Origin of the sequence: Mycobacterium sp. GA-1841, assembly GCF_001954135.1 — a bacterium.
Taxonomy (GTDB): Bacteria; Actinomycetota; Actinomycetes; order Mycobacteriales; family Mycobacteriaceae; genus Mycobacterium.
On the sequence record NZ_MBEQ01000069.1, the window covers coordinates 81506 to 95434 of the forward strand.

Annotated in this window: 12 protein-coding genes; 2 read left to right on the plus strand and 10 right to left on the minus strand. The window is 66.0% G+C overall.

What is annotated here, in order from left to right; translation table 11 throughout:
* Positions 1-84: 84 nt before the first annotated feature.
* From inhA to A5740_RS16340, 8 genes are all read right to left on the minus strand, one after another.
* Positions 85-894 (minus strand): NADH-dependent enoyl-ACP reductase InhA, encoded by an 810-nt coding sequence (gene inhA / locus A5740_RS16305; RefSeq protein WP_076195522.1) that lies wholly within the window; start codon positions 892-894, stop codon positions 85-87.
* A 73-nt stretch (positions 895-967) separates the two neighbouring features.
* Entirely contained in the window at positions 968-1732 is a 765-nt protein-coding gene (gene fabG1, locus A5740_RS16310) for a 3-oxoacyl-ACP reductase FabG1 (protein ID WP_076195524.1), read from the minus strand.
* Between the two features lie 84 nt (positions 1733-1816).
* On the minus strand, positions 1817-2824 hold the full coding sequence (locus A5740_RS16315; protein WP_076195526.1) for a VWA domain-containing protein: 1008 nt from the start codon (positions 2822-2824) through the stop codon (positions 1817-1819).
* A 70-nt stretch (positions 2825-2894) separates the two neighbouring features.
* Positions 2895-3842 carry a DUF58 domain-containing protein gene (locus A5740_RS16320; protein ID WP_076195528.1) on the minus strand — a complete coding sequence of 316 codons (948 nt, stop codon included), beginning with the start codon at positions 3840-3842 and terminating at the stop codon, positions 2895-2897.
* Positions 3839-4999 carry a MoxR family ATPase gene (locus tag A5740_RS16325; RefSeq protein ID WP_076195530.1) on the minus strand — a complete coding sequence of 387 codons (1161 nt, stop codon included), beginning with the start codon at positions 4997-4999 and terminating at the stop codon, positions 3839-3841. Before A5740_RS16325 ends, A5740_RS16320 begins: the two co-directional genes overlap by 4 nt.
* A gap of 134 nt (positions 5000-5133) precedes the next feature.
* Positions 5134-5823, minus strand: a complete 690-nt coding sequence (ripB, locus tag A5740_RS16330; protein WP_076195531.1) for an NlpC/P60 family peptidoglycan endopeptidase RipB — start codon at positions 5821-5823, stop codon at positions 5134-5136.
* Positions 5824-5833: 10 nt separating this feature from the next.
* Positions 5834-7276 carry an NlpC/P60 family peptidoglycan endopeptidase RipA gene (gene ripA / locus A5740_RS16335; protein ID WP_076195532.1) on the minus strand — a complete coding sequence of 481 codons (1443 nt, stop codon included), beginning with the start codon at positions 7274-7276 and terminating at the stop codon, positions 5834-5836.
* A gap of 249 nt (positions 7277-7525) precedes the next feature.
* Positions 7526-8113, minus strand: a complete 588-nt coding sequence (locus A5740_RS16340) for a DUF6676 family protein (RefSeq protein WP_076195603.1) — start codon at positions 8111-8113, stop codon at positions 7526-7528.
* 349 nt (positions 8114-8462) lie between these two features.
* Between A5740_RS16340 and A5740_RS16345 the strand changes: the two genes are divergently transcribed.
* Positions 8463-11291, plus strand: a complete 2829-nt coding sequence (locus A5740_RS16345) for an aconitate hydratase (RefSeq protein ID WP_076195533.1) — start codon at positions 8463-8465, stop codon at positions 11289-11291.
* Between the two features lie 50 nt (positions 11292-11341).
* Positions 11342-11932, plus strand: coding sequence for a TetR/AcrR family transcriptional regulator (locus A5740_RS16350; protein WP_076195534.1), 591 nt, complete (start codon positions 11342-11344; stop codon positions 11930-11932).
* A 27-nt stretch (positions 11933-11959) separates the two neighbouring features.
* On the opposite strand, the gene A5740_RS16355 is transcribed toward A5740_RS16350, so the two are convergent.
* Positions 11960-12154 carry a helix-turn-helix domain-containing protein gene (locus A5740_RS16355; protein ID WP_076195604.1) on the minus strand — a complete coding sequence of 65 codons (195 nt, stop codon included), beginning with the start codon at positions 12152-12154 and terminating at the stop codon, positions 11960-11962.
* Between the two features lie 128 nt (positions 12155-12282).
* On the minus strand, positions 12283-13920 hold the full coding sequence (locus A5740_RS16360) for an ABC-F family ATP-binding cassette domain-containing protein (RefSeq protein WP_076195535.1): 1638 nt from the start codon (positions 13918-13920) through the stop codon (positions 12283-12285).
* Positions 13921-13929 lie beyond the last annotated feature (9 nt).

Below are 13929 nucleotides of genomic sequence, written 5' to 3' on the forward strand. Positions count from 1 at the left end.
CCTCAATACCGTGAAACCGCGAAACCGCATCCCGACAGGATGTGTGCGGATACGCGCCTGCCGGAATGCGGTTTCGGCGAAAAATCACAGCAACTGTGTGCTGGCGCCGCCGTCGGCGTAGACGACGGTGCCGGTGGTGGCGGGCAGCCAGTCGGACAACAGGGCGCACACGGTCTTGGCGACCGGCTCCGGGTCCTTCATGTTCCAGCCGACCGGTGCACGCTGATCCCAACCCTCTTCGAGCAGCCGCATCTGGTCACCGGCTTCGGCGCCCAGCGCGCCGCCGACGATGGCGCTCATGGCCAGGGTCCGGATCGGGCCTGCCGCAACGAGGTTGGAGCGGACACCGAACGGGCCGGCCTCACGAGCGACGAACCGGTTGACCGACTCCAGTGCACTCTTGGCCACGGTCATCCAGTTGTAGGCCGGCATCGCCCGGGTCGGGTCGAAGTCCATGCCGACGATGCTGCCGCCTTCGTTCATGATCGGCAGCGTCGCCTTGGCCAGCGAGGCGTAGGAGTAGGCCGAGATGTGGATGCCCTTGGCGACGTCCTCGTAGGGGGCATCGAAGAAGGGGTTGACACCCATGCCGGTCTGGGGCATGAAGCCGATGGAGTGCACGACACCGTCGAGCTTGTTGCCCTCGCCGATCACCTCGGTCACCCGATCGGCGAGCGTGGCGAGGTGCTTCTCGTCCTGCACGTCGAGCTCCAGCAACGGGGCCGGGTTCGGCAACCGGTCGGCGATGCGCTGGATCAGCTTCATCCGATCGAACCCGGTGAGCACCAGGTCGGCACCGGCCTCCTGTGCCACCTTGGCGATGTGGAACGCGATCGACGAATCGGTGATGATCCCGGTTACGAGAATGCGCTTGCCTTCGAGCAAACCTGCCATCAGTGGGACTCCTTCTTCACGGAAATATGGGGAGAGTTTCGGTACACCAAGGCTTTTGGATAAGGCTTTTGGATCAGTGACCCATGCCCATGCCGCCGTCGACCGGGATCACGGCACCGGCGATATAGCCGGCGTCCTCAGAGGCCAGGAAGCTCACCGCACCGGCAACCTCCTCGGCGGTGCCGACGCGCTTGGCGGGAATGAAGTCCAGGGCGCCGGCCTGAATCCGCTCATCGAGGGCCCGGGTCATCTCGGTGTCGATGTAACCGGGCGCGACGACGTTGGCGGTGACCCCGGCCTTGGACAGTTCCCGGGAAATCGAGCGGGCCATGCCGATCAGACCGGCCTTGGCCGCGGCGTAGTTGGCCTGGTTGCCGATACCCCACATGCCCGAGACCGACCCGATGAAGATGATCCGGCCGAACCGCTTGCGCTGCATGCTGCGCGAGGCGCGCTGCGCCACCCGGAACGCCCCGGTCAGGTTGGCGTTGATGACGTTCTCGAAGCGCTCCTCGGTCATCCGCATCAAGAACGCGTCCTGCGAGATACCGGCGTTGGACACCAACACCTCGACCGGCCCCTGGTGCTCCTCGACCTCTTTGAAGGCGCGGTCGACGGCTTCGTTGTCGGTGACATCGCACACCACGCCGAACAGCCCGTCGGGGGCACCGGAGCCGCGATGTGTGACCGCCACTTTGTGACCGTCGGCCGCCAACCGCTGCGCGATCGCCAGACCGATACCCCGGTTACCACCGGTGACCAGTACGGAACGGGAGACGAACGCCGGTCGACCGCCGGCTTCTACGGGGGCACTTTCAGTGGCGACAGTGTCACTCATGCCCGTCAACTTATCTCCTCACCGGCAGGGTCTGAAAATCGCATCGGTCGTGGTGACCACGGTCCGCGGGCCCGGGATCGGTGGTCAGCCAGGCAGTCTGCGGTTGATCACCAGGGCGGCCACCCCGGCCACGGCCAGCACCAACGCGCCCAGTCGCAGCCAGCCGAGGCTGGCATCGCCCTTGATGGTCTCGTAACCGATCTGCTGCTGCAGCGAGGTGAACACCTGCTTGAGCTGCTCCAGGCTGGACGCGGTGAAGGCGTCACCCCCGGACAGTTTGGCGATCTTGCCGAGCATCTCGTCGTCGACCGGGACGGGCTGACGCTGATCGTTGATCTCGACATAGCCGTAGGGGGTTCCGAACGACACCGTCGAGATCGGCACACCTTGGTCCTTGGCCGTCCGCGCCGCGGTGTAGGCACCCTTCGGGTTGTCCGGGTTCGACGGCACGGTCTCCTTGCCGTCGGACATCAGCACGATGCGCGCGGGAGGCTTCTCGTCACCGCCGCCGATCACCGCACCCACCGTGGCGATCGCCTGCAACGCGGTGAAGATGCCCTCACCGGTGGCGGTCCGATCGGCCAATTGCAGCTTGTCCAGACCGTTCTTGGTGGCCTCACGGTTGGTGGTCGGCTGCACCAGCACCGTCGCCGTCCCGGCGTAGGCGATCAGGCCGAGGTTGATACCCGGGGTGAGCTGGTCGGCGAACTGCTTGGCCGCCTCCTGGGCAGCCACCAACCGGCTCGGCGAGACGTCGGTGGCGCGCATCGACTGCGACACGTCGATCACCAACATGACCACCGCGCGGTTCCGCGGTATCCGAACGTCATGGGTGGGTCCGGCCATCGCCACGGTCAGCAAGACGAGCGAGATCGCCAGCAGGATCGCCGGAAGATGCCGCCAGCGCGTGGGCTGTTTGGGTGCGACGCTCTCCAGCAGCTCCATGTTGGCGAACCGCAGGATCCGCTGCTTCCGCGCGCGCTGCACCAAGACGTAGTAAGCGATCAGGCCCGCCACCACGAACAGGAACAGGAACCACCAGGCATGCGCGAAGCCCGACAGGCTCATCGGACCGAGTATCGGTAAAGTCATGTGCTAGAAGTCATTTCGGTTGTTGTTTATCTCGCGCTCATCGGCACCGGTCGGCTCTTCGCGCAAGCGCTCATCGCTGGCCCGCCAGGGCACCCCGCCGCCGATTCGCCACAAACCGGACCACATCGGCGATCCAGTCACGATCGGTGCGCAGGCTCAACAGCGGTGCATCACAACGCCGCAACGTGCGGGCGACTTCTGCCCGGTGCGCCGCAGCGGCCCGCTCGAAATCGCTGCGCAACTGCTCGTCGATGGTGAACTCGCGGGTGGCCCCCGTTTCGGTGTCCTGCAGAACCACATCGCCGACGGCGGGCAACTCCACATCGCGCGGGTCGAGGATCTCGATACCGAGCACCTCGTGCCTGCCGGCGATGGCCCGCAGCGGACGCATCCAGTTGATCGGCCCCAGGAAGTCGCTGATGATCACCGCCATGCCGCGGCGCCGCTCCGGCCGTCGCAGGGCGTCGATCGCGCCGGCCAGATCGCCGCGCACGCCGACCGGCGCGCGCGGGGTCGTTGCGATCGCCCGCAACAGTTCCTGCTCGTGCACCCGGCCGCTCAACGCCGGCACCCGACGCACGGTCTCGCCGTTGGCGATGATCGCCCCGATCCGGTTTCCGCCACCACTGTTGAGGAAGGCGATCGCGGCCGCGGCCGCCACCGCCAGATCGCGCTTCTCACATCCGGTGGTGCCGAAGTCCAGGCTGGCCGACATGTCGACGACGAGCCAGGTCTCCAGCTCACGGTCGGCGATCATCTGCCGCACGTGCGGCGTCTGGGTCCGCGCCGTCACCGACCAGTCCATCCGACGCACGTCATCACCGGGCTGATAGATCCGCGAGTCCCCCGGCTCCGACCCCGGACCCGGGATCAGACCGAGGTGGTCGCCGTGCAGAACTCCGTCGAGCTTGCGCCGCACCGTCAGCTCAAGCTTGCGCAACGCCGCCGTCAACGCGGGGTCCCGAATCTCCCCGCGCTTCAGAGACGGCAGGTCCACGGTGCGTCGGGAAGTGGTCACCGACCACCCGCGCCGGCCGCGGCGGGAACGGCGGGCGGAACCGAATGTCCTTGCTGCGGAAGCGCGTTGACCTGAGGCAGGGCGACCGTCTGCAAGATCCGGTTCACCACGGTCTCGGCCGAGACTTCGTCGGCCAGCGCGTCGTAGGTCAGCACCAGCCGGTGACGCAGCACATCGGGGATGACCTCCACGACGTCCTGGGGGATGACATAGTCACGGCCGCGCACCAGGGCCAGCGCCCGCGCCGCGGAGATGATGCCGAGCGAGGCACGCGGCGAGGCGCCGTAGGCGATCCAGGCCTTGGCGTCGGGCATGCCGAACTTCTCGGGCTCGCGGGTCGCGGTGACGATCCGCACCACGTAGTCCACCAGCGCGTGGTGCACGAAGGTGTTGGCCGCGAGTTCCTGCAGCCGCAGCAGATCACCGGTGTTGAGGATCTGCTTGGGCTCCGGCGGCTTGACGCCCATCCGGTAGATGATCTCGCGCTCTTCCTCCGGCGACGGGTAGTCGACGTTGAGTTTGAACAGGAAGCGGTCCCGCTGGGCTTCCGGCAGTGCGTAGACGCCTTCCTGTTCGATCGGGTTCTGCGTCGCCATCACCAAGAACGGGCTGGGCAGCGGGAAGGTCTTGCCGCCGATCGAGATCTTTCGCTCGGCCATGACCTCCAGCAGCGCCGACTGCACCTTGGCCGGCGCGCGGTTGATCTCGTCGGCGAGCAGGAAGTTGACCACCACCGGGCCGAGCTCGATGTCGAAGTCTTCCTTGCCCTGCCGGTAGATGCGCGTACCGATGATGTCGGTGGGCACCAGGTCAGGGGTGAACTGGATGCGGGCGAACGTGCCGCCGACCACCTTGGCGAACGTCTCGACTGCCAGCGTCTTGGCCACACCGGGCACACCCTCGAGCAGGACGTGACCCTTGGCGAGAAGTCCGACGAGCATGCGCTCGACGAGCTGATCCTGGCCGACGATGATCCGCTTGACCTCGAAGATTGCGCGTTCCAGGGTGTGCACCTCGGCCTGCAGACTTCCGTTGGTCGCGCCCTGCGGCGCGGCCGGCCCAGCATGGGAGCCCGTTGTCCCGGGCGGGAAGCCCGGCGCCGGGCTCGAACCGGGATAGCCTCCGGCGCCCTGCGGCGGTCCACTCGGTGACGTCATCAACTTCCTCCCACGGTGATCGACTACAAAACGCTGGTCATGCTCGTTGCTTCGTGGGCACGCGGGTGCCCGCCGTCAACTATTCCAGGCACTTCGAGATCCGTCGACGCTGCCCGGCAGACTTCAGGTTCCCCTCAGGATTCGATGATGCGGGCCGCGTAGGGCTGGATGCCCGCAGTACGAACCGGGCTCACGGTCACTTTGCCGGCACTGCCGGAAGCCTCCAGCATCTTGCCGCCACCGAGGTACATCGCCACGTGCTGGCTACCGCCGGGACCCCAGAACAACAGATCGCCGCGCTTCGCCTGAGCCACCGGGATCTTGCGGCCGGTGTTGTACTGGTCGCCCGAGTACTTGGGAATCAACACACCGACGCCTGCGTACGAGTATTGGGTCAGCCCCGAGCAGTCGAAGCCGACGGTGTTGGCGCCGGACTCGATGCCTTTGGTCGGTCCGCTGGGCTTGCCGCCGCCCCAGGAGTACGGCACCCCCATCTGCGACCCGCCACGACGGATCGCGTACTCGATGGCCTGCGGGCCGCGAACGCTGCCGACCGCCACGCTGGTCGGTTCATCCTTGACCAGCCCGAGGCTGGCCAGGAACTTGTGTCCCAGTCCCATGGTGACCTGGGTGGCCTGGGCGGTCGCCGCCAGCGAGGCGTTGGCGATCGCCAACGGATCCCCTGGCGCCCCGGCGCTGATCAGCTTCGGCAGCGTGGGATCCCAGCCGTCGTTCGGCGCGGCGTTGGCCGGTGCAACGAGGCTGATCGCCGCAAACGCGGTTGCGGCGATCAGGGTCAGGCAACGTAAGACGAAGCAGCGCAAGGTATTCCCATCAGTATTCGATGTAGCGGACGACGTAGGGGGTCATCCCACTGGTCCGGACCGGCGAAATCTTGACGTGTGACCCCGTGTACGGCGCTTCGAGCATCTGGCCGTTGCCCAGGTAGAGCGTCACGTGTTGGCTGCCGCCGGGGCCGTAGAAGATCACGTCGCCGCGGCGCATCTGCGAGGACGGGATCTTCCGACCCGCGTTGTACTGCGAGCCCGAGTAGTGCGGCAGTTTGATGCCGACACCGGCGAAGGCGTAAAGGATCAGGCCCGAGCAGTCGAAGCCGACGGTGTTGGCGCCCGAATCGATGCCGCGACTCGGTCCGGCCGCGTTGCCGCCGCCCCAGGAGTACGGGACACCCATCTGGGAACCGGCCCGTTGGATGACGTACTCAGAGGCTTGCCGTCCGTATACCCGCGGGATCGCGCCGTTGGTGTAGCCGGTCGGCGTCGGCAGGATCCCCAGCTTCTGCAGGAATGACCGGCCCATGTTCTGGGTCAGCTGAGCCGAGGTCGACGAGATGCCGAGGATGGTGTTGATGATGGCGACGGGGTCACCGCTGACGAATGCGCTGGGGATGGCCGGCAGCGTGGGATCCCAAGCGGTGTCCCAGTTCTGTCCCGATTGGACCGGCGCGCCGGGTTGACGATCCCAGTCACCCGCCGCAGCCTGCGGCGGTTGCGCCGACGCGGCCGGCCCGCTGGAGGCCGAGGCCTTCTGCACCTGGGCGAGTTGGGTTTGTGCGGATGCCCGCTCGGCGGTCAACCGGTCCAGCTCACCCTGTTGGGAGTTGAACGTGTCCTGAGCCTGCCGCAGCGCGTTGACGGCATTGTCCTGACTGGTCTGCGCGTTGACCGTGGCCTGATCGGCGTTCTGTTTGGCCAGCCGCGCCGCCGACTCCCGGTTCACCTGCTCGGTGCGGGCCCGCTGCAGATCGACGATCACCTTGTCGGCGCTGGCGGCCAGGGTCTGGCCCGTGGCGGCCGTGTCGACGATGTCGGCCGGATCGGACGCGGTCAGATACGAACTCGAGGGCCCGTTGACGTACGTCGCGGCGGCGAAGGTGTCGAATCGCTTCTGCGCCTGTTCGATGGCCGCGTTGGCTCCGGTGATCGCCTGTTGGCTGGCCTCGACCTCCTGCTGTGCGGTCGCGGCGGCGTCGCGGGCGTCCTGGACTTCGACGATCGCCTTGTTGACGGCTTCCTGCTGGGTCTGGATGGCTGCACCCAATTCCTGCAGCTTCTGGTCGGCGTTGGCCACGGCCGCGACCAGCGTCGCCAGTTGATCGGGACCGCCGGGCTCAGCGGATGCCGGGGCCCCGCCCGTCAACGCCGTCGCCAACAGCATCGCGGTGGTCAGCGGGACGGCCCAGATGCGGCCGAACAGTCTTGCGGCATAGGAGCCATCCGCTCCTCGCGCGCGTTGAGCGTGGTTTGCTCCTCGCATGCGCGGGACGCCAACGGTGCGTCTCATTCGACTCAAGTCTCCTATGGCTCAACGGGTGGCGTACCGGCTGATTGCTCGGAGCCTTTGCGCAGAAGTCACACGAAGCACAACTACAACAATGGGTACCTTTTGCACCGTACGTCACATCTGACGCCAAAGAAACTTTAGTCACAAACTACATTTATGTAATTGCGCAGAGTGTGACCGATTAGTGATATTTCGGGTTATTACGAACGAATGTTCGACTGCTTATGACGACTCGACAGAAGAGGCATCCGATGCCTCTGACCGGGCGAATCGTTTGCTGCGCACCTGCAGAACGCGGGTGAGGGCAGCCGCGGCGGCGACACCCAACACAAGGGTGATCGCGAGCGCCGTCCAGGGGAAATCGGGAGTCGAGATCTCCCCGGCGAAATTCTTTGCCGACAGCACGGCATTACCCGTTTTCGCCACATCCTGACCGGCTTCCAAAGTCACCCGATCGATTGTCGGACTGTAGGTACCGGCAAATGACGGGCTCAACACGAGCACGGTCGCACCCGGGTTCGCATGTCCGACCTCGCTGGCGACGTCTCGCAGCGGCGTATCGATGCCCGGATTGTTCGGCAACACGACGATCTTGAGGTCGACGCCGTTCTGACGGGCATCACTGACCACCTGACGCAGAGCCGCGACGTCGGCGTCGGGCGCACTGACGCCGTCATCGCGGACATCGGTCTGCACTGCATCCATGCACTTGGCCACGCCGTCCGGTTGGGCCGGATCCATCCCGACCGTCTCGCACACCTCGACCGGGATATAGGCCGGCAGGAACGGGATGACATGGGGTCCGGTCACAGGGGCACGGTACGCCGGAACCGCCGTGGGCGAGAAAGCGGCACGGCGATCGTCACCGCTTCGACCACCGATCGTCACGCCTGCGTGACGCTGGACCTCGAGCGCCCCTCCAGCGTGACAAACCAGTCGCGCCCCGACGGTTCCAACCCCACCACGTCACCCCAGCGTGACACTCGCGACCGAGCGCCACTCCAACGTGACAAAGCCCGTGACCGCACGGGGGTAGCACCGCGCACGCGACTGGAGAAGACTGGACCCCGGCCCGCTGGGCATTGCAGGACAAGCGTACTGTTAAGGTCATGACGCCGCCGACACAGCCCGTCGCGGCGAGATCTAGCCGGGAGTTGATGTGAGCAGCGAGAATACGGAAAATTCGTCCCTTAACTCATTTGGTGCCCGCGACACACTGACCGTCGGGGATCAGAGCTACGAGATCTACCGCCTCGACGCGGTACCCGGTACCGAGAAACTTCCCTACAGCCTCAAGGTGCTGGCCGAGAACCTGCTGCGCACCGAGGACGGTGCCAACATCACCAAGGAACACATCGAGGCCATCGCGAACTGGGATCCCTCGGCCGAGCCGAGCGTCGAGATCCAGTTCACCCCGGCCCGCGTGCTGATGCAGGACTTCACCGGTGTGCCGTGCATCGTCGACCTGGCCACCATGCGCGAGGCCGTGGCCGCCCTCGGCGGCGACCCCGACAAGGTCAACCCACTCTCCCCCGCCGAGATGGTCATCGACCACTCCGTGATCCTCGACGTCTTCGGCAACGCCGGCGCCTTCGAGCGGAACGTCGAACTCGAATACGAGCGCAACTCCGAGCGCTACCAATTCCTGCGGTGGGGCCAAGGCGCGTTCGACGACTTCAAGGTTGTCCCCCCGGGCACCGGCATCGTGCACCAGGTCAACATCGAGTACCTGGCCCGCGTCGTGATGACCCGCAACGGTGTCGCGTACCCGGACACGTGTGTGGGCACCGACAGCCACACCACCATGGAGAACGGCCTGGGCGTGCTGGGCTGGGGCGTCGGCGGTATCGAGGCCGAGGCGGCCATGCTGGGCCAGCCCGTCTCGATGCTCATCCCCCGCGTCGTCGGCTTCAAGCTGACCGGCGAGATCAAGCCGGGCGTCACCGCCACCGACGTCGTGCTCACCGTCACCGACATGCTGCGCCAGCACGGCGTGGTGGGTAAGTTCGTCGAGTTCTACGGCAAGGGCGTGGCCGAGGTCCCACTGGCCAACCGCGCCACCCTGGGCAACATGAGCCCCGAATTCGGCTCCACCGCAGCGATTTTCCCGATCGACGGGGAGACCATCAACTACCTGCGGCTGACCGGGCGCAGCGAACAGCAGCTGGCGCTCGTCGAGGCGTACGCCAAGGCGCAGGGCATGTGGCACAACCCGGACAAGGAGCCGGTCTTCTCCGAGTACCTCGAGCTGGACCTGTCCAGCGTGGTGCCCTCGATCTCGGGCCCCAAGCGCCCGCAGGACCGGATCGAGCTCTCGGACGCAAAGAACGCGTTCCGCAAGGACATTCACAACTACGTCGAGGAGAATCTGCCGGCTCCGGAGACCAAGCTCGACGAGGCTGTCGACGAATCGTTCCCGGCCAGCGACCCGGTGTCGCTGTCCTTCGCCGACGACGGCGCGGTCGACGTGCGTCCGTCGGCGGCCAACAACGCCGAAGGCCGGCCGTCCAAGCCGGTGACGGTGAAATCCGAAGAGCGCGGCGAGTTCGTGCTCGACCACGGCGCGGTCGTCGTCGCGGGCATCACCTCGTGCACCAACACCTCCAACCCGTCGGTCATGATCGGTGCGGCGCTGCTGGCCAAGAAGGCCGTCGAAAAGGGTCTGACATCCAAGCCGTGGGTCAAGACCAACATGGCGCCGGGCTCGCAGGTGGTCACCGATTACTACAACAAGGCCGGGCTGTGGCCGTACCTGGAGAAGCTGGGCTACTACCTCGGTGGCTACGGCTGCACCACGTGCATCGGCAACACCGGCCCGCTGCCCGATGAGATCTCGGCGGCCATCAACGACAACGACCTGTCGGTGACGGCAGTGCTCTCGGGCAACCGCAACTTCGAAGGCCGCATCTCCCCCGACGTGAAGATGAACTACCTGGCCTCCCCGCCGCTGGTCATCGCCTACGGCATCGCCGGCACCATGGACTTCGACTTCGAATCCGATCCGCTGGGCCAGGACCAGGACGGAAACGATGTTTTCCTGGCAGATATTTGGCCATCTGCCCAAGAAATCGAGGAGACCATCGCCTCCTCGATCAACCGCGAGATGTTCGCCGAGTCCTACGCCGACGTGTTCAAGGGCGACGAGCGCTGGCGTTCGCTGTCCACCCCGGAGGGCAACACCTTCGAGTGGGACGACGCCTCGACCTACGTGCGCAAGGCCCCGTACTTCGACGGCATGCCCGCCGAAGCGGAGCCGGTCAGCGACATCAAGGGCGCCAGAGTGCTTGCCCTGCTAGGTGATTCGGTCACCACCGACCACATCAGCCCGGCCGGTTCGATCAAGCCCGGTACCCCGGCTGCGCAGTACCTCGACGCCAACGGCGTGGAGCGCAAGGACTACAACTCGCTGGGGTCGCGCCGCGGCAACCACGAGGTGATGATCCGCGGCACCTTCGCGAACATCCGGCTCAAGAACCAGCTACTCGACGATGTGTCCGGCGGCTACACCCGCGACTTCACCCAGCCCGACGGCCCGCAGTCGTTCATCTACGACGCCTCGGTCAACTACAAGGAGGCCGGCATCCCGCTGGTCGTGCTGGGCGGCAAAGAGTACGGGTCGGGTTCCTCCAGGGACTGGGCAGCCAAGGGCACGGTGCTGCTGGGCGTGAAGGCCGTCATCACCGAGTCCTTCGAGCGCATCCACCGGTCGAACTTGATCGGCATGGGTGTCATCCCGTTGCAGTTCCCCGCGGGTGAGTCGGCCGCCAGCCTCAAGCTCGACGGCACCGAGACCTACGACATCACCGGCATCGAGGAGCTCAACAAGGGCAAGACGCCCAAGACGGTGAAGGTGACCGCGACGCGCGAAGACGGAAGTCGTACTGAGTTTGATGCCGTGGTCCGCATCGACACCCCCGGCGAGGCCGATTACTACCGCAACGGCGGCATCCTGCAGTATGTGCTGCGCAACATGCTGAAGTCGAAGTAATTCCGCCAGACCGACCGACGCATACCGACCGACGCAGATAAGGGACAGCAGTGCCCCGAGTGACGGACGACCATCTCGCGGCCCGACGCCGTCAGATTCTCGACGGCGCTCGGCGCTGCTTCGGTCAGTACGGCTATGAGAGTGCGACCGTGCGACGGCTCGAAGAAACCATCGGGCTGTCGCGCGGTGCAATCTTTCACCACTTCAAGGACAAGGACACCTTGTTCTTCGAGTTGGCGCGCGAAGATGCCGAGCGGATGGCCGACGTGGCTGCCCGCGAAGGCCTGATCCAGGTGATGCGCAACATGCTGGCGGCGCCCGAGCAGTTCGACTGGTTGGCCACCCGGCTGGAGATCGCTCGAAAACTACGTAACGATCCGGCTTTTCACCAAGGATGGGCAGAGCGGTCAGCGGAACTGGACGCCGCCATCACCGAGCGCCTGCGCCGGCAGAAGCAAGCCGGGCGCCTGCGTGACGACGTGCCGAGTGCGGTCCTGCACATCTATCTCGATCTGGTGCTCGACGGCCTGGTGGCCCGGATCGCCTCGGGCGAGGATCCGAAGAACCTCACCGCTGTCCTGGATCTGGTCGAGGCCAGCGTGCGCCAGCCAGACGCAGACGGGGTCGGTGCGAACACCTGAAACCCCTACCGCGCAGCGGTTGTGGTTTCACGCCCTGGATCGGGTGCGGTGATTGGGTCCGCCGCGGCTGCGCATGGTCGTCCCCGACTCACGCAGCAAGCTGTGAATCGAACCGTAGGAACGACCGGTGGTAGCCACCAGCGAGCGGATGCTGGCGCCCCCCTCATACGCCTTGCGCAGTTCGGTCAGCAGTTCGTCGCGATTCTTTTTCATATCCCTCATCGACATCTCCACGCTTGTGATGTCCCGACGGTTACCCAGACTAGAAAGCGCCCACACCCCGGCGCGAAGATTTGTCCAACGTCTTAATTGACGTTCCCGAAGATGGGGCGGTTCTTGAGGTTTCGCGATCAGGCGAGCTCGATGAGATCCCGATACTCGGTGGACCAGAAGTCCTCGGTGCCGTCGGGCAGCAGCACCACCCGCTGCGGATCGAGAGCCTCGGCCGCACCCGGATCGTGGGTCACCAACACCACCGCACCCTGGTAGCTGCGCAGCGCGTCGAGCACCTGCTCGCGTGAGGCGGGATCGAGGTTGTTGGTTGGCTCGTCCAGCAACAAGACGTTGGCCGTCGAGGCCACGAGACCGGCCAAGGCCAAGCGCGTCTTCTCGCCACCGGACAGCGTGCCCGCAGGTTGTTCGAGTTGAGGGCCGGTGAACATGAAGGCGCCCAACAGCCCTCGAAGATCCTGCTCCCCGGTGTCCGGCGCGGCATGGCGGATGTTCTCCCACACCGTCGCTTCGTTGTCGAGGGTGTCGTGCTCCTGGGCGAAGTACCCGATCTTGCAGCCATGACCGGGTTCCAGGACTCCCGCGTCGGCGGTCTCCGCACCGGCGAGCAGTCGCAGCAAGGTCGTCTTGCCGGCACCGTTGAGCCCGAGCACCACGACCCGGGAGCCACGGTCGATCGCCAGGTCGACACCGGTGAAGATCTCCAGCGACCCGTAGGTCTTGGTCAAGCCCTTGGCCACCAACGGTGTTTTGCCGCACGGCGCGGGTGTGGGGAACTTGATGCGGGCCACCTTGTCGGCCACCCGCTCGGCATCGAGCTCGGCGATCATCCGCTCGGCGCGCCGCAACATGTTCTGTGCGGCAACGGCTTTGGTGGCCTTGGCACCCATCTTGGCAGCCTGGGCCCGCAGTGCGCCCGCCTTCTTCTCGGCGTTGGCGCGTTCGCGGCGGCGACGCTGCTCGTCGGTGGCGCGGGCGTCGAGGTACTTCTTCCAGCCCATGTTGTAGACATCGGCCTCACCGCGTACCGCGTCGAGGAACCACACCCGGTTGACGACCTCGTCGAGAAGGTCGACATCGTGGCTGATGACGACGAGGCCGCCGGTGTGGTTGTGCAGGAAGTCCCGCAACCAGCCGATCGAGTCGGCATCGAGGTGGTTGGTGGGCTCGTCGAGCAGGAGGGTGGTGCCAGAATTCCCAGCCCCGGATCCTCCATCGCTCGCCGCGAACAAGATGCGGGCCAGCTCGACGCGCCGGCGCTGACCACCCGACAGCGTGCGCAGCGGCTGGGTCAGCACCCGGTCGGGCAGGCCCAGGCTCGCGCAGATCCGGCCGGCCTCGCTCTCGGCGGCATAACCGCCCAGCGCCGAGAACCGCTCCTCGAGCTGACCGTACTTGCGGACCGCCTTGTCGCGAGCCGCATCGTCGGCCACCTCGGCCATCAATACCTGCTGCTTTTCCAGGTCGGCCAGCAGGGTGTCGAGACCGCGCGCCGAGAGCACCCGGTCGCGCGCCAACACGTCGAGGTCACCCTCTTTGGGATCCTGTGGCAGGTAACCGATCTCGCCCGTCGTGGTGACAGATCCGGCATACGGCTCACCTTCGCCGGCCAGGATCCTCATCGTGGTGGTCTTGCCGGCACCATTGCGCCCGACCAGCCCGATCCGATCACCGGGCTGCACTCGCAGCGCCGAGCCTTCGAAAGACAGCAGCGTGCGCGCGCCGGCGCGGACCTCCAGGTCCGTTGCGGTGATCACGCTGCGGTC